Source organism: Streptomyces durbertensis, assembly GCF_014156695.1.
In the GTDB taxonomy this organism is placed as follows: Bacteria; Actinomycetota; Actinomycetes; order Streptomycetales; family Streptomycetaceae; genus Streptomyces; species Streptomyces durbertensis.
This window is the reverse complement of the sequence record NZ_WMLF01000033.1, coordinates 1-22,550: the sequence shown is the minus strand read 5'-3', so window position 1 is coordinate 22,550 and position 22,550 is coordinate 1. Positions and strand designations below refer to the sequence as shown.

Annotated in this window: 19 protein-coding genes; 10 read left to right on the top strand and 9 right to left on the bottom strand. The window is 72.4% G+C overall.

Translation table 11 applies throughout. The annotated features are described in order from the left end of the window. The 3 genes from GL263_RS04055 to GL263_RS04045 form a co-directional block, all read right to left on the bottom strand. The coding region (locus GL263_RS04055; RefSeq protein WP_182854170.1) for a gamma-aminobutyraldehyde dehydrogenase at nt 1–1,502 on the bottom strand (1,502 nt) is incomplete at its 3' end. Nucleotides 1,503–1,846: 344 nt separating this feature from the next. Beyond that, nucleotides 1,847–3,211 (bottom strand): aspartate aminotransferase family protein, encoded by a 1,365-nt coding sequence (locus tag GL263_RS04050; RefSeq protein ID WP_182854169.1) that lies wholly within the window; start codon nt 3,209–3,211, stop codon nt 1,847–1,849. A 29-nt stretch (nt 3,212–3,240) separates the two neighbouring features. After that, on the bottom strand, nt 3,241–4,752 hold the full coding sequence (locus tag GL263_RS04045; RefSeq protein WP_182854168.1) for a CoA-acylating methylmalonate-semialdehyde dehydrogenase: 1,512 nt from the start codon (nt 4,750–4,752) through the stop codon (nt 3,241–3,243). A 111-nt stretch (nt 4,753–4,863) separates the two neighbouring features. Between GL263_RS04045 and GL263_RS04040 the strand changes: the two genes are divergently transcribed. After that, nucleotides 4,864–6,501, top strand: a complete 1,638-nt coding sequence (locus GL263_RS04040; protein WP_323379240.1) for a PucR family transcriptional regulator — start codon at nt 4,864–4,866, stop codon at nt 6,499–6,501. A gap of 63 nt (nt 6,502–6,564) precedes the next feature. Here the strand turns inward: GL263_RS04040 and GL263_RS04035 are convergent, their stop codons facing one another. Further along, the gene (locus GL263_RS04035; protein ID WP_323379239.1) at nt 6,565–7,812 is read right to left on the bottom strand and encodes a macrolide family glycosyltransferase; all 1,248 of its coding nucleotides are present in this window, start codon (nt 7,810–7,812) and stop codon (nt 6,565–6,567) included. A 148-nt stretch (nt 7,813–7,960) separates the two neighbouring features. On the opposite strand from GL263_RS04035, the gene GL263_RS04030 reads away from it, so the two are divergent. Both GL263_RS04030 and GL263_RS04025 read left to right on the top strand, forming a co-directional pair. Then, nucleotides 7,961–9,070 (top strand): sulfite oxidase, encoded by a 1,110-nt coding sequence (locus GL263_RS04030; protein WP_182854166.1) that lies wholly within the window; start codon nt 7,961–7,963, stop codon nt 9,068–9,070. 156 nt (nt 9,071–9,226) lie between these two features. Beyond that, nucleotides 9,227–10,204 (top strand): ROK family protein, encoded by a 978-nt coding sequence (locus GL263_RS04025; protein WP_182854165.1) that lies wholly within the window; start codon nt 9,227–9,229, stop codon nt 10,202–10,204. Here GL263_RS04025 and GL263_RS04020 read toward each other — a convergent pair. Next, the gene (locus GL263_RS04020) at nt 10,174–10,314 is read right to left on the bottom strand and encodes a DUF6126 family protein (RefSeq protein ID WP_182854164.1); all 141 of its coding nucleotides are present in this window, start codon (nt 10,312–10,314) and stop codon (nt 10,174–10,176) included. The genes GL263_RS04025 and GL263_RS04020 overlap by 31 nt on opposite strands. 23 nt (nt 10,315–10,337) lie before the next feature. Then, nucleotides 10,338–10,961 carry a helix-turn-helix domain-containing protein gene (locus tag GL263_RS04015; RefSeq protein ID WP_182854163.1) on the bottom strand — a complete coding sequence of 208 codons (624 nt, stop codon included), beginning with the start codon at nt 10,959–10,961 and terminating at the stop codon, nt 10,338–10,340. Nucleotides 10,962–11,131: 170 nt separating this feature from the next. Here GL263_RS04015 and GL263_RS04010 point away from each other — a divergent pair, with 170 nt between their 5' ends. Together GL263_RS04010 and GL263_RS04005 are read left to right on the top strand one after the other, a co-directional pair. Further along, nucleotides 11,132–11,827, top strand: coding sequence for an ester cyclase (locus GL263_RS04010; protein WP_182854162.1), 696 nt, complete (start codon nt 11,132–11,134; stop codon nt 11,825–11,827). Between the two features lie 236 nt (nt 11,828–12,063). Next, a complete protein-coding gene (locus GL263_RS04005) occupies nt 12,064–14,376 on the top strand; it encodes a (Fe-S)-binding protein (RefSeq protein ID WP_182854161.1) in 2,313 nt (770 codons plus the stop codon). Between the two features lie 67 nt (nt 14,377–14,443). On the opposite strand, the gene GL263_RS04000 is transcribed toward GL263_RS04005, so the two are convergent. Together GL263_RS04000 and GL263_RS03995 are read right to left on the bottom strand one after the other, a co-directional pair. After that, complete coding sequence (locus GL263_RS04000; protein ID WP_182854160.1) at nt 14,444–15,298, bottom strand: AfsR/SARP family transcriptional regulator; 855 nt, start codon at nt 15,296–15,298, stop codon at nt 14,444–14,446. A gap of 350 nt (nt 15,299–15,648) precedes the next feature. Continuing rightward, the gene (locus tag GL263_RS03995) at nt 15,649–16,758 is read right to left on the bottom strand and encodes a serine hydrolase domain-containing protein (protein WP_182854159.1); all 1,110 of its coding nucleotides are present in this window, start codon (nt 16,756–16,758) and stop codon (nt 15,649–15,651) included. Between the two features lie 45 nt (nt 16,759–16,803). Between GL263_RS03995 and GL263_RS03990 the strand changes: the two genes are divergently transcribed. The 4 genes from GL263_RS03990 to GL263_RS03975 all read left to right on the top strand — a co-directional run bounded on the left by GL263_RS03990 (nt 16,804) and on the right by GL263_RS03975 (nt 21,562). Beyond that, nucleotides 16,804–17,094, top strand: coding sequence for a hypothetical protein (locus GL263_RS03990; protein WP_438947913.1), 291 nt, complete (start codon nt 16,804–16,806; stop codon nt 17,092–17,094). A 113-nt stretch (nt 17,095–17,207) separates the two neighbouring features. After that, nucleotides 17,208–18,029 carry a 3-hydroxybutyrate dehydrogenase gene (locus GL263_RS03985; protein ID WP_182854158.1) on the top strand — a complete coding sequence of 274 codons (822 nt, stop codon included), beginning with the start codon at nt 17,208–17,210 and terminating at the stop codon, nt 18,027–18,029. Between the two features lie 61 nt (nt 18,030–18,090). Then, nucleotides 18,091–19,479 (top strand): MFS transporter, encoded by a 1,389-nt coding sequence (locus GL263_RS03980; protein ID WP_182854157.1) that lies wholly within the window; start codon nt 18,091–18,093, stop codon nt 19,477–19,479. A gap of 145 nt (nt 19,480–19,624) precedes the next feature. Further along, a complete protein-coding gene (locus tag GL263_RS03975) occupies nt 19,625–21,562 on the top strand; it encodes a helix-turn-helix domain-containing protein (RefSeq protein WP_182854156.1) in 1,938 nt (645 codons plus the stop codon). Between the two features lie 21 nt (nt 21,563–21,583). On the opposite strand, the gene GL263_RS03970 is transcribed toward GL263_RS03975, so the two are convergent. After that, entirely contained in the window at nt 21,584–21,991 is a 408-nt protein-coding gene (locus GL263_RS03970; RefSeq protein WP_182854155.1) for a hypothetical protein, read from the bottom strand. A gap of 112 nt (nt 21,992–22,103) precedes the next feature. Between GL263_RS03970 and GL263_RS03965 the strand changes: the two genes are divergently transcribed. Next, complete coding sequence (locus tag GL263_RS03965; protein ID WP_182854154.1) at nt 22,104–22,547, top strand: RrF2 family transcriptional regulator; 444 nt, start codon at nt 22,104–22,106, stop codon at nt 22,545–22,547. Nucleotides 22,548–22,550 lie beyond the last annotated feature (3 nt).

Here is a 22,550-nt window from a genome sequence, read left to right as displayed (position 1 = left end):
GCCGTGCGGTGCCATTCCTTGCGCGCGACGCCGGTGTTGTCCGACATCACGTGTTTGACCTGCGTGTACTCCTCGAAGGAGTAGGCGGACATGTCCTTGCCGTAGCCGGAGGCGCGGTAGCCGCCGTGCGGCATCTCGCTGATGATCGGGATGTGGTCGTTGACCCACACGCAGCCCGCGCGCAGTTCGCGGGTGGCCCGGCCGGTGCGGTAGACGTCCCGGCTCCAGACGGAGGCGGCGAGCCCGTAGGGGGTGTCGTTGGCGAGTGCCAGGCCCTCGTCGTCGGTGTCGAAGGGCAGCACGGTGAGCACGGGTCCGAAGACCTCCTGCTGGACGATCTCGCTGTCCTGCGCGGCGCCGGTGACCAGGGTGGGCGGGTAGTAGGCGCCCGCCGCGAGGTCGCCGCCGGGGACCCGGCCGCCGGTGACGACGGTCGCGTAGCCGCGGGCCCGGTCGACGAAGCCGGCGACGCGGTCGCGGTGGCGGTGGGAGACAAGCGGGCCGAGGTCAGTCGCCGGGTCGGCGGGGTCGCCGACGGTGAGCGAGGCCATGAGGTCGGCGACGCCCGCGACAAAGGCCTCGTAGAGCGGGCGCTGCACGTAGGCGCGGGTGGCGGCCGTGCAGTCCTGGCCGCTGTTGATGAGGGCGCCTGCGACCGCGCCGTGCACGGCGGCCTCCAGGTCGGCGTCGTCGAAGACCAGGAACGGTGCCTTGCCGCCGAGTTCGAGGTGCAGCCGCTTGACGCCCTCGGTGGCGCGGCGGGCGACGTGGCGGCCGACGGCGGTGGAGCCGGTGAAGGAGATCATGGCGATGCCGGGGTGGCCGGCGAGGTGGTCGCCGACGTCCGGGCCGGCGCCGGTGACGATGTTGACGACGCCGTCGGGCAGGCCCGCGTCGCGGGCGGCCTCGGCGAACATCAGCGCGGTGAGCGGGGTGAGTTCGGAGGGCTTGAGCACGGCGGTGTTGCCGGCGGCGATCGCCGGCAGGATCTTCCAGGCGGCCATCTGGAGCGGGTAGTTCCAGGGCGCGATGGAGCCGACGACGCCGAGCGGTTCACGGCGTACGGAGGACGTGTGGTCGGGGCTGTACTCGGCGGCGGCCATCCCGTCGAGGCGGCGGGCGGCGCCGGCGAAGAAGGCGGCGTTGTCGATCGAGCCGGGGACGTCGAACTCCTCGCAGAGCCGGACCGGTTTGCCGCACTGGACCGACTCGGCGGCCACCAGGTCCGGGGACATCTCCCGCAGGGCGGCGGTCAGCCGGTGGAGGGCCTCGGAGCGGTCCGCCGGGGTGGCGGTCGCCCACTCGGGCAGGGCGCGCTCGGCGGCGGCCACGGCGTCGTCCACGTCGGCGGGACCGGCGAGTTCGTACTCCAGTACCGGCTTGCCGCTCGCCGGGTCGGTGACGGGCTGCCGGCGCCCGGAGGTGCCGGGCCTCGCACGCCCGCCGATGAACTGGGTTCCTTCCGCGTACTTCGCTGCCGCGTCGGGAAGCTGGACGGCCATCAGACTCTCCTGCCCGCAGCGCGCGGTGTGCGCCGCGCGTGCTGTGCCATGACTGTGTGCGAGTGACTGGGTGCGAGTGACGGTGCGAGTGACTGCCAGTGGCGTGTGCCGTGGATGAGTGCCGATCCTGGCAGGCGGATGCCCGGTCGACAAGGGATTCCGTCGTTACGATTTAGTGGCGCCACGGAATCGGCGCGTGGAGTGGATGCAGGCATGCCAGGCCGCCCGGGTCCGCCGGCCGGATGGCCGGCGGACCCGGGATGTCCCGGTGTGCGTCGGTCAGGCGTTACCGGTACCGCGCTCGGGCGGTCCGGGCACCGCACGCTTCGGGCGCCTCGCGCGCCCTACGCGCAGAACCGCTCGCCGGCGTCGGTGAGCACGTCCGCCAGCCGGTCCACGATGTCGTCCAGCAGCGCGGCGTCGCTGATCAGCGGCGGCGCGATCTGCAGGACGCTGTCGCCCCGGTCGTCGGCGCGGGCGATCAGCCCGGCCTCCAGCAGCCTGCCGGGGAGGAAGCCGCGCAGCAGCCGGTCGCGTTCCGACTGGTCGAAGCGCGTGTGGTCGCCGTCCCTGACCAGTTCGACGGCGAGGAAGAACCCGGCGCCGCGCACGTCGCCGACGATCGGCAGCTCCCGCAGCTTCTCCATCCGCTCGCGCAGGTGCGGGCTGAGGGTCCGGACGTTCTCCAGTACGCCGTCGCGTTCGAAGATCTCGATGTTGCGCAGGGCGATGGCCGCCGACAGCGGGTGGCCGCCGAAGGTGATGCCGTGCCGGAAGGGCCGTCCGGTGTCGATGAGCGCCGCCGCGACACGCTCGGCCGCGACCACCGCGCCCATCGGCGCGTACGCGGACGTCAGGCCCTTGGCGAGGCTGACCAGGTCGGGCGTGACGCCCTCCCGGGCGACGCCGAACCACTCCCCCAGCCGTCCGCAGCCGGTGATGACCTCGTCGGCCATCAGCAGTGCCCCGTAGCGGTCGGCCAGCTGACGCAGGCCCTTCCAGTAGCCGGGCGGGGCGGTGAGGCAGCCGCCCGCGTTCTGCACCGGCTCGGCGATGATCATCGCCACCTGCTCGGGCCCCGCGGCGAGGATGGCGTCCTCCATCTCGCGCAGCAGCCGGGCGCGGAAGGCGTCGGGGTCGTCGCCGTCCGGGGCGCGGAACGCGTTGGTGTTCGACACGTGCACGACGTCCACCGGCGGCGGCCCGAACGCCTCCTTGAAGCGCGGGACGCCGGTGAAGGACAGCGCGCCGAGGGTGACTCCGTGGTAGGCGGTCTGCCGGGCGATGGCCTTGGTGCGCTGCGGCTGGCCGTTGGCGAGGTGGTACTCGCGGGCGAGCTTCCACGCCGCCTCCACCGACTCCGAGCCGCCGCTGGTGAAGAACGCCCTGGTCAGGCCCTCCGGCGCCAGCGCGGTCAGCCGCTCGGCGAGTTCGATCGCGGCCGGGTGGGCGGTCGCCCAGTTGGTGTTGAAGGCGAGCGTGGTGAGCTGCCTGGTGGCGGCCTCGGCCATCTCCTGCCCGTAGGAGTAGCCGATCTGCGAGCAGAAGAGGCTGGACAGCGCGTCGACGTACCGCCGGCCCTGGGTGTCGAAGACGTACGGGCCCTCGCCGCGTTCCAGGACGAGCAGGTCGTCGATCCGCTGCGGGGAGAAGTGCAGCATCAGGTGGCGGCCGGCGGTCTCCCGCAGGGCCTGGTGCCGGGTGTTCATGGTGACCTCCGAGATCGTGTCCGGCCGCGTCAGTCGTTCTGCGGGAAGCCGAGGTCGATGCCGCGGTGGCGGGGATCGGCCCAGCGGGTGGTGACGGTCTTGGTGCGGGTGAAGAAGTGCACGCCGTCCGGGCCGTAGGCGTGGCTGTCGCCGAACAGGGACGCCTTCCAGCCGCCGAAGGAGTAGTAGGAGACCGGCACCGGGATGGGCACGTTGACGCCGACCATGCCGACCTCCACCTCCTCCTCGAAGCGCCGGGCCGCGCCGCCGTCGTTGGTGAACAGCGCGGTGCCGTTGCCGTACGGGCTGGCGTTGACCAGGGCCAGCGCCTCGTCGTACGAGGCCACCCGCACGACGGACAGGACGGGCCCGAAGATCTCGTCGGTGTAGATCGGCATCTGTGGCGTCACCCGGTCGAAGAGCGTCGGGCTGAGCCAGTAGCCGCCCGGCTCACCGTCCACCGGGCCGCCGCGGCCGTCCACCACCAGCTCGGCGCCGGCCGCCACCCCCGCCTCGACGTAGCCGGCCACCCGGTCCCGGTGTTCGGCGGTGACCAGCGGGCCCATGTCGCAGCCGCGTCGACCGTCGCCGACCCGCAGCGTCGCCATGCGCTCGGTGATCTTGCCGATCAGCTCGTCGGCGACCGGTTCGACGGCCACCAGGACGCTCACCGCCATGCACCGCTCCCCCGCCGAGCCGAACCCGGCGTTGACGGCGGCGTCGGCGGCCAGGTCCAGGTCGGCGTCGGGCAGGACGACCATGTGGTTCTTCGCGCCGCCCAGCGCCTGCACCCGCTTGCCGTGCGCGCCGGCCGTCGCGTACACGTGCCGGGCGACGGGGGTGGAGCCGACAAACGACACGGACGCCACGTCCGGGTGTGTCAGCAGCGCGTCCACGGCCTCCCTGTCGCCGTGCAGCACGTTGAACACGCCGTCCGGCAGCCCCGCCTCCCGCCACAGCTCGGCCAGCAGCATCGCCGCCGACGGCACCTTCTCGCTCGGCTTGAGCACCACCGTGTTGCCGCAGGCGATGGCCACCGGCGCGAACCACAGCGGCACCATCGCCGGGAAGTTGAACGGCGAGATGATCGCCGTCACGCCGAGCGGCTGCCGCAGCGCGTGCACGTCCACGCCGGTGGCCGCGCCCGCCGTGTGGCCGCCCTTGAGCAGGTGCGGGATGCCGCAGGCGAACTCCACGACCTCCAGGCCGCGTTGCACCTCGCCCGCCGCGTCGTCCAGCACCTTGCCGTGCTCGGCCGTGATCGCGGCGGCGACCTCCGGCGCCCGCTCGGCCAGCAGCCGGCGGAACTCGAAGAGCACCGCCACCCGCTTGGGCAGCGACGTGCGCCGCCAGGTGGTGAAGGCCGTCCCGGCGGCCGCCACCGTCTCGTCGACGGTCGCGGCGTCCGCGAGGTCCACCCGCGCGGTGACAGCGCCGGTGGCCGGGTCGTGCACGTCGCTGGTGCGGGCGGCCGTGCCGGTCCAGGGCTTGCCGCCGAGCCAGTGCGTGATGCGGCGGTCTCCGTGGGTCGTGTTGTCCATGCGGCCATTGGAACGGCATCCGACGCCCCGCGGCAGCTACGTTCTGTCGGATGTGGCATCCTTCCCCGACACATCGTAGGACGGCCGACCGGCACCGGAGGAGGTACGGACGTGGCGGTGAGCTACCCCTCGGTGGCCGAGGTGCTGGACATGCCCGAGCTGCGGCGCGGCGACCCGCACGTGGTCGCCGGGCGCGACGCGCTGGACCGGCCCGTGCGCTGGGTGCACTCCATGGAGCTCGCCGCCGACCTCGCGCCCCTGCTGCGCGGCGGCGAACTTGTCCTCACCACCGGCATCGCCCTCCCGGCCGCCGCCGCGGACCTCGACGGCTACGTACGGGAACTCGACGACGGCGGCGCGGCCGGACTGGTCGTCGAACTCGGCCGCCGCTGGACCCGGGAGCTGCCCGCGCCCCTCGCCGAGGCCTGCGAACGTGCCGGGTTGCCGCTGGTCGCCCTGCGCCGCGAGGTGCCGTTTGTGGCCGTCACCCAGGCCGTCGGCGAACGCCTGGTGAACGCGCAGGTCGTCGAGTTGCGGGCGGCCGGCCAGATCCACGACGCGTTCACCGCGCTCAGCGTCGCCGAGGCCGGCCCCGCCGACATCCTCGCCGAAGCCGCCCGCATCGCCGGCCATCCCGTCGTCCTGGAATCCTTCCGCCACCGGGTGCTCGGCTACGACACCGGCGGCGCCCCCGCCGACGAACTCCTCCGCGACTGGGAGCAGCGCTCCCGCCGCGTCCGGCTCGACCGTCGCACCGGCTACGACCACGGGGCCGGCTGGCTGGTGACCGTCGTCGGCAGCCGCGGCGACGACTGGGGACGGCTTGTCGTGCTCACCCCGCAGCCGCCGCCGGACCGGCACGTCGTCCTCGTCGAGCGCGCCGCCGCCGCGCTCGCCCTGCACCGGCTGCACGCCCGGCACCGCGACGGCGTCGAACGGCAGGCCCACCACGCCCTGCTCACCGCCCTGCGCGACCGGGGCGCCGACGAGGAACTGCTCGACCGCTGCGCCCAGGCCGGCGTCCCCCTCACCGACCGCTCCCTGACCGGCGTCGCCGCGCGCCCGGTGGTGCGGCGCGGGCGCCGCGCGTTTGCCGCCGCCGACGCGCTGACCGGGCTGGCCGCCGCGCTCGCCTCCGCCCTCCGCGACCGCGACGTGCCCGCGCTCGTGGGCACCGACCCGGACGACGTGCTCGCCCTGCTGTCCCTGCCGCCCGACGCCGACGCGGCCGCCGTGCTGGCCGCCGTCGCCGCCGAACTCGGCGCGCCCGGCGACGTCGTGCTCGCCGCCGGTGAGACCGTGCACGGCCCACGCGACGCCGGACGCTCCCTCGCCGAAGCCCACCACGTCGCCGCCTCCGTACGCCCCGAACCGGCGGGCGGCCCCGGCCCCGCCGGCGCCGCGCCCGGACCCGCCGTGCACCGGCTCGCCGACGTCCACCTGCGCGGACTGCTGCACCTGCTCTCCGACGACGACCGCCTCGCCCGCTTCGTCGCGCGCGAACTCGGGCCACTGCTGCGCCACGACGCCGACCACGGCACCCGGCTGCTCGACGCGCTCGCCGCGCTGCTCGACTCCGGCGACAAGACCGCGGCGGCCGCCGCCCTGCACGTCTCCCGGCCCGTCCTGTACGACCGCCTCGCGCGCGTCGAACGGGTCCTCGGCGTCGACCTCGCCGACCCGGAGACCCGCACCTCCCTCCACACGGCCCTCCTCGCCCACCGCCTCCCCCTCACCGACCGGGGCTGACGCGGCCGGGGACGCGATCGGGGGCTGACGCGATCGGGGCTGACGCCTGGTGGTGGCGAGCGCTCAGCCGCGGACCGCCGCCACCTCGCGTTCGACGAGATCGGCGGCGCGGCGGGGGCCGCCGTCGGCGCGCACGGCGGCCCGCAGCGCGGCCAGCCGCGCCGGCATCGCCGGATCGTCGAGCAGTTCGCCCGCCGCGCGACGCAACGCCCGCGCGGTGAACGCCTGGTTGTCCAAGCGGCGTGCGACGCCCAGCGCGCACAGCCGGTCGGCGTTGTCGAACTGGTCGAGCGCCTGCGGCACCGCCACCATCGGAACGCCGAACGCCAGACCCTCCTGGCTGCCGCCCATCCCGGCGTGCGTGACGAACAGGTCGGCCTCCGCCAGCACGGCGGCCTGCGGCACCCAGTCGTGCGTCTCGACGTTGCCCGGCAGCTCGCCCAACTCCTCAAGCAACACGTGCCGGCCGATCTGCAGCACCACATGCCAGCCGGGCCGCCCGCCGAACGCCTCCACGCAGGCCCGGTAGACGTGCGGGCGGCGGGTGAAGCCGGAGCCGAGCGAGACCAGCACCACCTGCTCGGCGTCCGCCGGCCGCGACCACCGCTCCCGCCCGACCCGTCCGTCCGGCCCGGCGCCGACAAAGCTGTACACCGCCGGGTCGAGCGAGCCGACGTCCGGTTGCATCGCGCTCGGCACCAGCGCCAGGGCCCGGCGGGGCCGGTCCAGGTCGTCGGGGCTCGTGTCCGGCATCCCGTTGGCGGTCAACCACTCCCGGAAGCGGGCCGCGTACGAGCGGGCCGCCTCACTGGTGAACACCGCGCTCTGCGCGCCGCCGTCCGCGTCGCTCCAGTCCTCCGTGATCATGTGGGTGGCGAGCTGCACCGCCGGCACGCCGAGCCGGTGCGCGAGCACCACGCCCGCGTACGCCCCGCTGTCGTGCAACACCAGCTCGGGGGCGGCGGCACCGCCTCGCCCGTAGTGCTCCAGCAGACTCGGCAGCGCCGCCACCGACTCCTCGAACAGCAGCGTCGTCAGCTTCACCGGATCGGAGGCGAGCGCCGCCAGATCGGTGTCCAGCGGCAGGGTCTCGGGGCAGAGCAGCGGTTCGGCGCCGGTGGCCGCCACGGTCGCCGCGAAGCGCTCGGTCACCGCGTACGCCACCCGGTGGCCGCGGTCGACGAGCTCCCGCGCCAGCCCGAGGCAGGGGAAGACGTGCCCGGGCGCGCTGAGGCCGACGAGACAGATCTCGGCGGGGCGGGCCAGGTCGGGACGGGTCGGCTCGGGACTGGTCGGGTCGGGACGGGTCACGTCGTCGGGGCGAGGCCTGTCAGGGCGAGGCAAGTCGGGACGGGTCAAGTCCATGGGCCCGATGCTAGGGGTGCCGTCCGGCGTGGCGCCCGTCGGCAGTTGCGCGGTTCGAGTGTCGTGGCGGGGCGTGCGGGAGCACCATGGAGGCATGGAAGCTCCGCTGAGCGGTGTCAGCGCGCCCGCGCGCCTCGCGGCGGACGGCGAGGGCGTCGGCCACGACGAACTGGCGCTCGCCGCCCGCAACCACGGCCTGCCGCTGGAGGCCCTGCGCTACGACGTCACACCTCCCGGGCTGCACTACGTGCTCGTGCACTACGACATCCCGCCCACCGACGGCGACGACTGGCGGCTCACCGTCGGCGGCCTGGTCCGCGACCGACTCGACCTCGACCTGCCCGCGCTCCGCGCGTTCCCGGCCGAGACGCTGCGGGTCACGATGGAGTGCGCCGGGAACGGCCGCGCCCGGCTGGCACCGCGACCGGTGAGCCAGCCGTGGCTCGTGGAGGCCGTCGGCACGGCGGAGTGGACGGGCGTGCCGCTGCGCGTCCTGCTCGACGCGGCCGGCGTCGAACCGGGCGCGGTGGACGTGGTGTTCACCGGCGCCGACCACGGCGTGGAGCGCGGCGTCGAGCAGGACTACCAGCGCGCGCTGCCGCTGACCGTCGCCACCGGTGAGGACCCGCCGATCCTCGTGGCCCATGCCATGAACGGCACACCGCTGCCGCCGCAGCACGGCCATCCGCTGCGGCTTGTCGTACCCGGCTGGTACGGCATGGCGCACGTGAAGTGGCTGCGGGACATCAGCGTGCGGGACCGGCCGTTCGACGGCTTCCAGCACAACGTCGCCTACCGCTACCGGCAGGACGCCGACGAGGCGGGCGAACCGGTCGACCGCATCCGGCCCCGCGCGCTGCTGCTCCCGCCCGGTTTCCCGGACTTCATGTCCCGCACCCGGGTGGTGGACGCCGGCCCGGTGACGCTGACCGGCCGGGCCTGGTCGGGCGCCGGCCCGGTCGTACGGGTGGAGGTGAGCACCGACGACGGGCGGAGCTGGACGGACGCCGAGGTGGCGCCGCCCGGCGACCACCGGTGGGCGTGGCAGTCGTGGCGCGCCACCTGGGACGCACGGCCCGGCGACCATGTGCTGACCGTGCGCGCGCACGACGCCGACGGGCACGCCCAACCCGTTGACCAGCCGTGGAACCGGGGCGGCTTCGGCAACAACCTGGTGCAGCGCGTCCCGGTCCACTGCCGCTGACGCCCCGCCCCTGACGTGCCGGCGCCCCCGCGGTGGACAACCGCGCCGCCGCCCGGGCACAGTGAGCCCCCGGGAGACCCCGGCAGACCCGGGAACCCGGGAGACCCCGGGAGACCCCGGCACACCCGGCTCCGGCGGGAAGGGCTGACTCACACGATGGTGTACGCGGCGATCGACATCGGCGGGACGAAGATCGCCGGCGCGCTGGTCGACGACTCGGGCCGCCTGCTCGTCCGCGCCCAACGGCCCACCCCCGCGCGGGAGTCCGCCGAGGTGCTGCTGGACGCCGTGGCCGCCGTACTCGACGAGCTGGCCGCGGACACCCGGTGGGAGGCGGTGACCTGCCTCGGCGTGGCGAGCGCCGGACCGGTCGACGCCGCCGTCGGGACGGTGAGCCCGGTCAACATCCCGGCGTGGCGCGACTTCCCGCTGGTCGAGCGGCTGCGCGCGCGGCCGCTCCTGCCGCGCGGCGTCGATCCGGTGCTGGTCGGCGACGGGGTGGCGATGACCGCCGCCGAGCACTGGCTGGGCGCGGCCCGGGGCGTCGACAACGCGCTGTGCTTTGTCGTCTCGACGGGAGTGGGCGGCGGGCTGATCCTCGACGGCCGACCGCACACCGGCCGCACCGGCAACGCCGGCCACATCGGCCACATCTCCGTGGACCTCGAAGGCACCGCGTGCCCGTGCGGCGGGCGCGGCTGCGTCGAGGGCTTCGCGAGCGGTACGGCGATCGCCGCCCGCGCGCTGGCCACCGGCTGGCAGCCGCCCGAAGGGCAGCCGCCGACCGCCGCGACGGTCGCGCGTACCGCCGTCGACGGCGACCCGCTCGCCCGTGCGGCCTTCGACCGCGCCGCCCGCGCGCTGGCCGCCGGCATCGCGGCGACCGCGAGCCTCGTCGAACTGGACCTGGTGGTCGTCGGCGGCGGCGTGGCGCAGTCCGGCGACCTCCTCTTCGCCCCGCTGCGCCGCCATCTGGCGGAGTACGCCGCGCTCGACTTCACCCGGGACCTCCGCGTGGTCCCCGCCCGACTCGCCTTGGACGCCGGCCTCATCGGCGCGGCGGCCCTCGCCGCCCGCGCGTCGGACGCGTCTCACCCAGCGCCTCACCCCCCGCCGACGGAGAACAGCAGGTAGAGGAAGGCCGCGAAGCCGTGCCCCGCGACGGTGTACGCGAACAGCCGCAGCGGCAGCCCGCGCGGGAAGCGCCCCTCACCGCGCTCGACGCCGGTCTTCTCACTCCACATGACGCCCGGTCACCTCTCCGTTCTCAGCCTTGTGCCGCACGGTCGCCGGTCCCGCCTCCCAGACAGAGCGCGTCCGGCTGGCTCCGCAACAGCGTGTGGACAAAAAGCAGTTCGACCCCGCCCTCCGAGGCGGCGGTGAGCCGGTGCGGGGTCAGGCTGTCGTAGTGGGCCGTGTCGCCCGGATCGAGCAGATGCCGCTCACCGCCGAGGGAGAGCCGCAACCGGCCGTCGAGCACGTACAGCCACTCCTCGCCCGGGTGGACGCGGACCAGGTCCTGCTGCGCCCCGGGCGGCAGGTGCACCCGGAGCGTCTGCATCGCGCGGCCGGGGCCACCGATCTGCCAGTACGTCCAACCACCGGCCCGGACCGCCTCCGGCTCCCCCGCCCGGACGACCGGCGACCGCTCGGGCGCCCGCTCGCCGAGCAGGTCGGACACGGTGGTGCCGTAGGCCCTCGCGAGTGTCAGCAGCAGCGGCAGGGACGGCTGCCGCTGGCCGGTCTCCAGCCGGGACAGATGCGCGGGCGACAGCCCGAGCCGTCGCGCCGCCGCCTCCAGGCTGAAGCCGCCGCGCCTGCGGAACTCCCTCAACCGAGGGGCGACGGCGGGCAGCGCCTCGCCGCCCCCGTCCGGAATCTCAGGACCCATGTCCTCATTGAGACACGCGCCCTGCCCCACCGGCAAACGCCTTGCCCCAGAGGCAAAGTCACAGCCGTGACCTGCGCTTTTGCCGCTCCCACGCCAACGAGACAAGGCCCCGGCGCGGACATAACCTGAGAACGTCGGGACGCTCCGCAACTCGCTGGGAGATGAGCGTCATGTCATTTGTGCAAGTGATCGACTGTCGGACGACAAACGTCGACGAGCTGAACAGGCTGATGGATTCCTGGGCGGAGGCCACCAAGGGCAAGCGGACGGCGACCCACGCGATTCTCGGCAAGGACCGCGCGGACACCTCGCACGTCGTGGAGATCGTGGAGTTCCCCTCCTACGAGGAGGCCATGAAGAACTCCCACCTGCCGGAGACGGACCGGATCTTCCGGGAGATGGTCGCGGTCTGCGAGACGGAACCGTCCTTCACCGACCTGGACGTCGTCCGGGACGAGCAGCTCAACAAGGACCTGGTCCGCCGCTACTTCGACGAACTCGTCAACAACGGCAACATCGACGTCATGGACGAGCTGTGCACGGCCGACTACCGCGAGCACGACCCGTCGCTGTCCTCCTACGACCTGAGCGCGGAAGACGTCAAGCGGGAGAACCGCGAGATCATGGAGGCCTTCCAGCCGCGAGCCGTCATCGAGAGCATGGTCGCCGAGGGCGACATGGTGTCGGTCCGCTTCAGCTACACCGGACGGCACGTCGCCGCCTACAAGGGCATCGAGACTACCGACAAGGAGATCAACGGCACCGGCCACGGCACCGTCCGCTGCGCGGGCGGCAAGATCGCGGAAAGCTGGTGGAACACCGACGACCTGGGCCTCATGCAGCAACTCGGCGTGATGGAAGGCTAGGGTCTGCCCGGTCGAACACGTGCCCGCGGGTTGCCCGACCCGCGGGCTCGACGTGCGGGCGGCACGTCGTGACGAACCGTCCGCGCGTTCGGGCGGGACGAGCCCCACGACCTCAGAGCGACGTAAATCACGGACCGAGTGGGTGACTGGCGCCGGAGATCCCTGGCGACTCCATTGACAAGACGTTAAGTTACTTACCGGTATCCGTACACTCCGCTCTGCGAGGAGCCCGTCCCATGCAGCTCGCCGCGATCATCGTGTCGCTCACCCTCAGCGCAGCCGGCCTTGCGTTGGCGGGCCACGCGATCGCACACTTCATCCGATTCTTCCGACTTGGTGCCCCGACGCCCGCCGGCACCCGCACCAGCGACCCGATCGACCGCACCCTCACCGTCGCCCGGGAGTTCCTGGGTCACACCCGGATGAACCGGTGGGCGGTGATCGGTGTCGCGCACTGGTTCGTCGCGATCGCCTTCCTCTCCCTGCCGCCGACGATCGCGCACGCCTACGGCCAGCTCTTCCAGGCGGACTGGACGCTGCCCGTACTCGGCGGCTTCGTGCCGTACGAGATGCTCGTCGACTTCATGGCGACCATGATGGTGGTCGGGATCCTGGTGCTCATCACGGTCCGGCTGCTGAACCTGCCCTCCCGGGCCGGCCGCAAGTCCCGCTTCGCCGGCTCCAAGGCGTGGCAGGCGTACTTCGTCGAGGGCGCGATCCTCATCATCGGCGTGGCGATCCTGATGCTGCGGGGTCTTGAGGGCGCGCTGCACCATGTGGATTCCTACGAGCCGGCGTTCTTCATCTCCTATCCGCTGGTCGCGTTCTTCAGCGGGATGAGTCTGACCACCCTCCAGAACCTCGTCTACTTCTGGGCCATGGTGAAGCTCACCGCCACCATGACCTGGTTGATCACGGTCAGTTTGAACACCAACATGGGTGTGGCCTGGCACCGCTTCCTGGCCTTCCCGAACATCTGGTTCAAGCGCGAGGCCAAGGGCGGCACCGCCCTCGGCGCCCTCCAGCCGATGACCAGCGGCGGCAAGCCGATCGACTTCGAGTCCGCCTTCGACGAGGACAACGCCGAGGAGACCACCTTCGGCGTCTCCCAGGTCGAGCACTTCTCCTGGAAGGGCATCCTCGACTTCGCGACCTGCACCGAGTGCGGCCGCTGCCAGTCCCAGTGCCCCGCCTGGAACACCGGCAAGCCCCTCTCCCCCAAGCTCCTGATCATGTCGCTGCGCGACCACGCGCACGCCAAGGCCCCCTACCTCCTCGCCGGCGGCGGCAAGACCATGGAGGGCGAGGAGAAGGCCACCCCGGAGCAGCTCAAGGACGTGCCCGCCAGCGCCCTGGCCGAAGCCGAGCGCCCCCTGATCGGCACCCTCGAAGAGAACGGCGTCATCGACCCCGACGTCCTGTGGTCCTGCACCACCTGCGGCGCCTGCGTCGAGCAGTGCCCCGTCGACATCGAGCACGTCGACCACATCGTCGACATGCGCCGCTACCAGGTCATGATCGAGTCCGCGTTCCCGTCCGAGGCGGGCACGATGCTCAAGAACCTGGAGAAGAAGGGCAACCCCTGGGGCCTGGCCAAGAAGCAGCGCCTGGAATGGACCAAGGAGCTCAAGGCCGAGAAGGACATCGACGTCCCCGTCGTCGGCAAGACCGTCGAGGACCTCACCGACGTCGACTACCTCTACTGGGTCGGCTGCGCCGGCGCCCTGGAGGACCGCGCCAAGAAGACCACCAAGGCCTTCGCCGAACTCCTCCACATCGCCGGCGTCAAGTACGCCATCATGGGCGGCGACGAGAAGTGCACCGGCGACTCCGCCCGCCGCCTGGGCAACGAGTTCCTCTTCCAGCAGCTCGGCGAGGAGAACGTGGCGACGCTGAACGCCGCGTTCGGTGAGGACGACGAGGACCCGGAGACGAAGAAGCCGAAGTCCGCGAAGAAGATCGTCTCCACCTGCCCGCACTGCTTCAACACCATCGCCAACGAGTACCCGCAGCTGGGCGGTGAGTACGAGGTCATCCACCACACCCAGCTGCTCCAGCACCTCATCGACGAGGGCCGGCTCATCCCGGTCAACCCCGTCGAGGGCCTGATCACGTACCACGACCCCTGCTACCTCGGCCGCCACAACCAGGTCTACACCCCGCCGCGCGAGATCATCGGCAAGGTGCCCGGCCTGCGGAACGAGGAGATGCACCGCCACAAGGAACGCGGCTTCTGCTGCGGCGCCGGCGGCGCCCGGATGTGGATGGAGGAGCGCATCGGCAAGCGCGTCAACAACGAGCGCGTCGACGAAGCCCTCTCCCTCAACCCGGACATCGTCTCCACCGCCTGCCCGTTCTGCCTCGTCATGCTCGCCGACTCCGTCAACGGCAAGAAGAACGAAGGCCAGGCGAAGGAGTCCATCCAGGTCCTCGACGTCGCCCAGCTCCTCCTCGACTCCGTCAACGCCGACAACAACGGCCCCGACGACGGCGACGCGGTGGATGAGGACACCACCAGGCTCGACCCGGAGCCGGAACCGGCCCGATGAGCAACCGAGGGTGGGGAGAACTCTCCCGCCGTTCTCCCCACCCTCGATTCACTGCTGTGAATACTTCTCAGCAGGCCTGTCGGTCCAGTAGGGACTGATACGGCCGACACTCGGACCAGCTCAGTAGTTCCGCATCCGCTCGCAACATCTGTAGATGCAGTTCCTGAAGTTGGCGACCGGGGTCAACCCCCAGCTTCTCCGCCAATGTGCGTTGCAGCTGGCCATACACCGCCAACGCCTCAGCCTGCTTACCTGAGCGGTAGAGCGCGAGCATGAGCTGGAGCCAGTGCGGTTCGTGCAGAGGCTGCGCGGCGGTGAGCGAGCGGAGTTCCCCCACCAGCTCGCGGTGACGCCCCAGCGCGAGATCCGCCTCTATCCGGACCTGTACCGCCTCTGACCTGAGGTAGCTCAGCTCGTTGGCTCGCTGGAGGACTGTCGTGGTGGCGGTGGTGTCGGCGTACGGTTCACCTCGCCACTGGGCGAGCGCCCGGGTGAGGTAGCGGGACGCGGCCTGCGGGTCACCCGCGCCCAGAGCCGCCTTGCCCTCCCTCACCAGGCGTTCCGCGCGCAGGGCGTCCAGGTTGTCCGGCGGGATCTCAAGGGCGTAGCCGGATGGATGGGTGACCAGCCAGCCCCCCGCCGGGTCGTCGAGCACGCGCCGTAGACGGAGCACGGCCACCGCCACGGCCTTACGGGCCGTGGCCGGCGGATTGTCCGCCCATACTTCTTTGAGAATGCGTTCGGTCGTTATCGTCTGCCCTAAACTTGCGGCTAATACAGCCAGCAATGTCCGGACACGAACACCCCCTACCGATTTTCCCGTCTCCGCACTGTCAACGGAACGAACAATCAGGGGGCCAAGTATTTCCACCCGAGGCGGAGACTTCGGGATCGTATGTCCTGTGTTTTCGAGCACGTTCACACCGTTCCTCCCTCCGGACCACCAGCACAGAGCTGGTGTGACGACAATATGCTTACACCTACACACATCTTGATCAAGGTAGGCACGGAAGCACGACGCGTGATGTGCCATACGTCACTCCGGCGGATACTCTTTCCAATGAGTAAACGTCACGTATCGACTCAACAAGTCGCTATTCGCCGGCAGGGACACGAGGAGCCGGCAGGACAAGGGGTTCAACGACGGCACGCGATCGACCCGGCCCCCGGAGGCGGACGTCCCGCCACCCGTGGACCGGGTCCCACTCGCACACGCCCCGCGTCAGTCGGTCGCCGGTACCGCCCGTCGCGTCGGGTGTCCGGCAGAGCCGGTCACCCTCGATCCGCGCAGGCGGCGAACGCGAGGTCACTCACCTCCCGGAGCCGATCGACACCCACCCCGAACTTCGGCTGGACGCTGGACAGGTAGACGAAGACCAGATCCCGCGAGGGGTCAGCCCAGGCGACGCCGGACGTGGTGACGGGGTGTCCGAAGGTGTCCCCGGCACTCCGCCTCCCCATCACGTTCGACAGATGCCGTGGCTCGTCACCCGGGCCTCCCAGCATGAACCCGTGTGACCAGCGAACCGGTCGCTTCAGCGAGCGGTCCACCTCCCCGTCACTCGACGGTTTCCTGGACTCGCGCACGCTCTCCGCGCTCAGGACCCGGACACCGTCGAGTTCGCCGCCGCGGAGCAGCATCTGGTAGAACCGCGCCAACTGCGCGGCCGTACCGGAGAGTCCGGCCGACGGCATGACCGCCTGGCGGTACCGTCGACCGTTGCTCACCCACTGGCCGAGGAGTTCCGACGGGTGGTCGGCCTTGGTCGGCACGTGCCGGCCCCACGCCTCGTCCGGCAGGCCGAGGTGCAGATCGTCCAGGCCAAGGGGGGAGAACAGCTCCGAGGTCATGAAGTCACGGAAGGGTCTCCCGGTGACCCGCCGCGCGACTTCTCCGAGGATGAAGCCGAAGCTCATGAAGTGGTAGGCGGGCACGGCTCCGCCCGGCGACCTCGGTCGGCTCTCCTCCAGATCCCGCACCGAACGCGCCCAGTCGCCGGCGGTGCGCATGGTGCGGACCATGCCGCGACCGACCGGAACCCCGGCGCGGTGCTGCAGTACGTGCCGGACCGTCACCTCGTCCTTGCCGTGCTGCGCGAACCGGGGCCAGTACTCGGCCACCGGCTTGTCCAGGTCGATCAGGCCCCGCTCAGCCAGCAGGTGCGCGGTGAGACCGGTGACCGGCTTGGTCGCAGCGTGGAGGAGGAAGAGGGAGTCCCGGGAACAGCCGAAGGCACGGTCCACGACCACCGTGCCCCCGCGTAGGACACACAGTTGCGCCGCGCCGCCCCTCGCGGCCACGACGTCGGTCAGTCGCTTCAGGGCGGACGCGTCCATGCCCACCTCCTCGGGGCTGTGTTCGCGTTCCTGGATCTCACTCATCTGCTGCTTCCCCCTCTGTGTTGATCACCATGTGACGGGCATGGTGTGCATGCCCCGGACCATGAGGCCCGCCTTCCACGACAGGCTCTGTTCGGCGGTAGTAGCGGTGCAGCCGGCCGTGACCGCGTCGAGGGCGGCACCCACACGGACGCCCTGTTCGACCTCTTCCCCGATCGGCTCAGGCCGCTCACCCCCTGCCACCGCACAGCGTTCACCGCGCTGGAGCGCTGGATCGCCACCGGCGACCGCCCACCCGCCTCCCGTACCGTCCCGCTGCCCGCCGGCGCGGACGCGAACTGGCTCGTCGACAACTGCCCCCTCACCGCCCGGCCCTGAACCCCGGTCGCCCGTCCCTTACCTGCCATGGCGGTGGCCACCACGAACCGCCCGGACTTTGTAGCGGTTCTCGACATGGGACGGGCTGCGAGAACTCCCTACCGTTTCCGGCCATGACAGACGCGTTTCCCACCCAGGCCGCGCCGCCCGCCCCGATCCCGCTGCCCTCGCCGGTCCTGCCGGTCCTGCCGGTCGACCTCACCGGTCGCACGGCTCTGGTGACCGGCGGAGGCAGCGGGATCGGCCGGGCCTGCGTACTCGCCCTCGCCCAGGCGGGCGCCGCCGTGCACGTCGTCGACCGGGACGCGGCGACGGCCAAGGCCGTCGCGGAGATCGCCGGCGGCGAGGCGCACGTGGCCGACCTCTCCCGTCCCGAGGCGATCGACCCGCTGCCCACCGACGTCGACGTGCTGGTCAACAACGCCGGGCTCCAACACGTCTCCGCCCTCACCGAGTTCCCGCCGGAGACGTTCCGGCTGATGCAGGAGGTGATGGTCACCGCGCCGTTCCTGCTGCTGCGGCACGTCCTGCCGCACATGTACACGCGCGGGTGGGGGCGGGTGGTCAACGTCTCCAGCGTGCACGGACTGCGGGCCAGCGCGTACAAGTCCGCCTACGTCGCCGCCAAGCACGCGCTGGAGGGGTTGAGCAAGGTCGCCGCCCTGGAAGGCGCCCCGCACGGGGTCACCAGCAACTGCGTCAGCCCCGGCTACGTCCGCACCCCGCTGGTGGAGGACCAGGTACGCGACCAGGCGACGGCCCACGGCGTCAGCGAGGACGACGTGCTCACCGACGTGCTGCTGGCCCGCACCCCGGTCAAGCGCCTCCTGGAGCCGGAGGAGGTGGCCGCCGCCGTGCTGTGGCTGTGCGGCCCGCACGCCGCCGGTGTCACCGGCACGTCCCTGCCGCTCGACGGCGGCTGGACCGCCTGCTGAAACGCGCCGCCGCACGTCCCGTCCCGCTCCCCTGTCCCCACATCCGAAACACGGTGAACCCATGTCAGACACCCCGTCGGACACGCCCGCCCCGAAGGGCGGCATCGGCCGCGTCGTCAGCGCGAGCCTGATCGGCACCACGGTCGAGTGGTACGACTTCTTCCTGTACGGCTCGGCCGCCGCGCTGGTGTTCAACAAGCTGTTCTTCCCCACCGCCGACCCGCTGGTCGGCACCCTGATCGCCTTTGTCACGTACGCCATCGGCTTTGTGGCGCGCCCGCTCGGCGGCATCGTCTTCGGCCACTTCGGCGACAAGCTCGGCCGGAAGAAGCTGCTTGTCGTCAGCCTGCTGATGATGGGCGGCGCGACCTTCGCGATGGGCCTGCTCCCCACGTACCAGGCCATCGGCGTCGCCGCGCCGATCCTGCTGACCGTGCTGCGTCTGGTCCAGGGCTTCGCGCTGGGCGGCGAGTGGGGCGGCGCCGTGCTCATCGTCTCCGAACACGGCGGTGACAAGCACCGCGGCTTCTGGGCCTCGTGGCCCCAGGCCGGCGCGCCCGGCGGCAACCTGCTCGCCACCGGTGTCCTGGCGGTACTGGCCACCGTGCAGTCGGACGCCGCCTTCGAGTCGTGGGGCTGGCGCGTCCCGTTCCTGCTCTCCGGGGTGCTGGTGGTGATCGGACTGTGGATCCGGGTCTCGGTCTCCGAGTCCCCGGTGTTCCTCGCCGCGCAGGCCAAGGCCCAGGCCGACGCCGCCCGGGGCGTCAAGGAGACCGCCCCCGTCGTGCAGGTGCTCAGGCGCAGTTGGCGGGAGGTCCTGTCGGCGATCGGCACCCGCTTCGGCGAGAACGTCTCCTACTACGTCCTGACGTCCTTCCTCCTCGTGTACGTCACCGTCCATCTCGGCCTGCCCAAGAGCACCGCGCTGAACGCGGTACTGATCGCCTCCGCCGTCCACTTCGTCACCATCCCGCTGTGGGGCGCGCTCTCCGACCGCCTCGGCCGGCGCCCCGTCACGCTGATCGGCTCGGTCGGCATGGCGGTCTGGGCCTTCGCCTTCTTCACCCTGGTCGACTCCCGCTCGTTCCTCGTGATCACGCTCTCGGTGACCGTCGGGCTGCTGCTGCACGGCGCGATGTACGGTCCGCAGGCGGCGTTCATCTCCGAGATGTTCGACACCAAGGTCCGCTACTCGGGCGCCTCGATGGGCTCCCAACTGGCGTCCATCGTCGCCGGGGCGCTGGCCCCGATCATCGCGGTCCAGCTCCTGAAGGACTACGAGTCGTCCGTCCCGGTCAGCGTGTACCTCTGCGCGGCGGCCCTCGTGACCACCGTCACCGTCGCGATCACCCGGGAGACCCGGGGCCGCGACCTCAACCGCAGCCTGCACGAGGACGGCCCGGAGCCGCCGACCGGCACCGCCGCCCCCGCCGCGGCCGAGCGGGTCTGACGCGGCCGAGCGGGTCTGACACACTCGCCACCACCCGCCCGGCCCCGCCAGGTCGCCCACCCCACCGCAGGGGGGCGGCGCGACGGGGTCGGGCGGCACGACCCGGCCCCGCGCAACCCGCGGGCACACGAGGAAGGACCCCGACATGGCCGCAGCCGGCGACCCGTCCGCCGCCGGGGCGCCCGGCCCCGGTGCCGCGGCACTGCGCCGCCTCCTCGACCTGCTCGCCACCGACGCGCCCGCTCAGGACCTCGCCGGGGCGGCCGCCCGGGCACGGGCCGACGGGGCCGACCCCGCGGCCGCCGCCTGGATCGAGGAGTCGGTCCAGGTCGCCCTCTCCGTCCGCCGCGAACTCGACCAGCACCGCCGCCGCGAGGCGGAGTTGTCCGCGCTGTTCGACACCGCGAGCGACCTGGCCGCCCTGCGCGACCTCGACGCCGTGCTGCGGGCCATCGTCCGACGGGCGCGGACGCTGCTGGGCGCGGACGTCGCCTACCTCACCCTCAACGACCCCGCGGCGCACGACACCTACATGCGCGTCACCGACGGTTCGGTGTCCGCCGCCTTCCAGCAGCTCCGGCTCGGGATGGGCGAGGGCCTGGGTGGTCTGGTCGCCCAGACCGCCCGCCCCTACGCCACCCGCGACTACCCCGCCGACCAGCGCTTCCGCCACACCAGGACCATCGACGCCGGCGTCGCCGAGGAGGGCTTGCGCGGCATCCTCGGCGTGCCGCTGCGCCCCGGCAAGGAGATCATCGGCGTCCTGTTCGCCGCCAACCGCGCCCCGCGCGAGTTCACCCCCGACGCCATCGCCCTCCTCACCTCGCTCGCCGACCACGCCGCCGTCGCCATCGACAGCGCCCGCCTGCTGGAGGAGACCCGCAGCGCCCTCACCCGTCTCGAAGCCGCCAACCGGACGGCCCACGCGCACAGCGAGGCCCTGCACCGCGCCTCGGACGCGCACGACCGACTCACCCGGCTTGTCCTGCGCGGCAGCGGCATCGAGGACGTCGCGGCCGAGATCGCCGCGCTGCTCGGAGGCGGTCTTGTCGTCCACGACACGGACGGCGGCGAACTCGCCCGGGTCGGTACCGAACCGGTGACGCCCCCCGCCCAGGGCCTCGCCGCCTCCCGCGCCGGCGGACGCGCGGTCTGCGCCGACGGCCTGTGGATCTGCGCCGTGCTCGCCGGCAACGAGCCGCTGGGCAGCATCACCCTCGCCGACCGGGCCGACCTCTCCGAAGCCGACCGCCGCCTCTTCGAACGCGCCGCGCTTGCCACGGCCCTCCTGCTCCTCCTGCGCCGTTCCGTCGCGGAGGCCGAGGACCGGGTCCGCGGCGAACTCCTCGACGACCTCCTCGCCGGCCCCGCCTCAGCGGCCCGCTGGGACGGCGGAAGCCTCGCGCTACGCGCCCGGCGCCTCGGCGTCAACCTGGCCGAAGCCCACGCCGTCGCCGTCCTCGACTGCGAACCGCCGGGTCGCGCGCGGCTGTCGGTCGAGGCGGCCCGGACCGCACGCGCGCTCGGCGCGCTGGCCGGCACCCGCGACGGCCACGTTGTCCTCCTCGCCCCCTGCGACCGGCCCGGCTCACTCGCCCGCACTCTCGCCCACGACCTCACCCGCTCCCTCGGCTCCCGGGTCACCGTCGGAGTCGCCGGCCCCGTCCACGGCCCCGACGAGCTGTCAGCGACCCACGCCGAAGCCCTGCGCTGCCTCCAGGCCCTGCACGCCCTCGGCCGCACCGGCGACGGCGCCGACATCGCCGACCTGGGCTTCCTCGGCGTCCTCCTCGGCGACCGCACGGACGTCGCCGGCTACGTCGAGCGCGTCCTCGGGCCGGTCCTCGCCTACGACGCCCGACGCGGCACCGAACTCGTCCGCACCCTGCACGTCTACTACGAGCACGGCACCAGCCTCACCCGCGCCAAGAACGCGCTGCACGTCCACGTCAACACCGTCGTCCAACGCCTCGACCGCGTCGCCCAACTCCTCGGCCCCGACTGGAACTCCCCCGCCAGGGCCCTCGAAACCCACGTAGCCCTCCGCCTCCACCGCCTCGGCGACCCACCGCCGACCGACTGAGCCCCCACGCGGCCGGAAGTCCTAGGGACCTGGCCGGGGCTGGATCCGCATGCCGGGGCGGCGGCGGTGCACGGTCAGATAGGTCATGCCGTTCACCCCCGCGGTGAGGCTGCGGGCGGCGCCGTGGGGCAGCCACACGAGGCTGCCCGGGGTCAGCGGTTGAGGCGCCGGTTCCGTGCCGAGTGTTCCGTCGCCGGCGACCACCAGCGCGAGGACGTCGAGGTCGCGCTCGACGTGTGCGGGCACGGCCTCACCGGGTCGGATGCGGACGAGGTTGGCGTCGAGCTGCCGCCCCGGCTCGGTCAGCCGCCACAACGCTCCGCCGCGCGCGGCGGCGGTAGCCGCGAGCGCCGCCGTGTCGCATACGACCTGGGGGGCTCCCGCACCGGCCGGACCCTGGCCGGCTGCCGGGGTGTGCGCGTCACTCATGCCCTGCCACCGTCCTGCCACCATCCTTGTCGTCCGCACGCAGTGACGTAGTCCACAGCGCACCCGCCCCCTGAAACCAGAATCCTACATGTGTGTTTGATAGCTTCTTGATGTGCGGCTGACGAAGTTCACCGACCTGGCGCTGCGTGCCGTGATGCGCCTGGCGGTCTGCGAGCAGGACGACCTCCTCACCACCCAGGAGGTGGCGGAGTCCATGAACGTGCCCGCCACCCATATGGCAAAGGCAGTCACGCGCCTGCAGCACCTGGGAGTACTGGAAGCCCGCCGCGGTCGCGGCGGCGGACTGGCGCTCACCGCTCTCGGACGGCGGGCCTCGGTGGGCTGGCTGGTCAGGGAGCTGGAGGGAGAGGAAGAGGTGGTCGCCTGCGAAGGCGAGACACCCTGCCCGCTCCGCGGGGCGTGCCGGCTCCGCCGCGCCCTCCGCGACGCCCAGGAAGCCTTCTACGCCACCCTCGACCCGCTGACCGTCGCCGACCTGGTGGGATCACCGACCGGCCCCGTCCTCGTGGGACTGACCACCCGCCACCCCGACTGACCC

What these genes read in the sequence shown, in the direction of transcription:
- GL263_RS04045 (WP_182854168.1), bottom strand. Translation starts at nt 4,752, where the DNA reads ATGGACAACACGACCCACGGAGACCGCCGCATCACGCACTGGCTCGGC.
- GL263_RS04015 (WP_182854163.1), bottom strand. Translation starts at nt 10,961, where the DNA reads ATGGGTCCTGAGATTCCGGACGGGGGCGGCGAGGCGCTGCCCGCCGTC.
- GL263_RS03995 (WP_182854159.1), bottom strand. Translation starts at nt 16,758, where the DNA reads ATGAGTGAGATCCAGGAACGCGAACACAGCCCCGAGGAGGTGGGCATG.
- GL263_RS03970 (WP_182854155.1), bottom strand. Translation starts at nt 21,991, where the DNA reads ATGAGTGACGCGCACACCCCGGCAGCCGGCCAGGGTCCGGCCGGTGCG.
- GL263_RS03985 (WP_182854158.1), top strand. Translation starts at nt 17,208, where the DNA reads ATGACAGACGCGTTTCCCACCCAGGCCGCGCCGCCCGCCCCGATCCCG.
- GL263_RS04020 (WP_182854164.1), bottom strand. Translation starts at nt 10,314, where the DNA reads ATGTGGAGTGAGAAGACCGGCGTCGAGCGCGGTGAGGGGCGCTTCCCG.
- GL263_RS04010 (WP_182854162.1), top strand. Translation starts at nt 11,132, where the DNA reads ATGTCATTTGTGCAAGTGATCGACTGTCGGACGACAAACGTCGACGAG.
- GL263_RS03980 (WP_182854157.1), top strand. Translation starts at nt 18,091, where the DNA reads ATGTCAGACACCCCGTCGGACACGCCCGCCCCGAAGGGCGGCATCGGC.
- GL263_RS04005 (WP_182854161.1), top strand. Translation starts at nt 12,064, where the DNA reads ATGCAGCTCGCCGCGATCATCGTGTCGCTCACCCTCAGCGCAGCCGGC.
- GL263_RS04025 (WP_182854165.1), top strand. Translation starts at nt 9,227, where the DNA reads ATGGTGTACGCGGCGATCGACATCGGCGGGACGAAGATCGCCGGCGCG.
- GL263_RS04050 (WP_182854169.1), bottom strand. Translation starts at nt 3,211, where the DNA reads ATGAACACCCGGCACCAGGCCCTGCGGGAGACCGCCGGCCGCCACCTG.
- GL263_RS04030 (WP_182854166.1), top strand. Translation starts at nt 7,961, where the DNA reads ATGGAAGCTCCGCTGAGCGGTGTCAGCGCGCCCGCGCGCCTCGCGGCG.
- GL263_RS03975 (WP_182854156.1), top strand. Translation starts at nt 19,625, where the DNA reads ATGGCCGCAGCCGGCGACCCGTCCGCCGCCGGGGCGCCCGGCCCCGGT.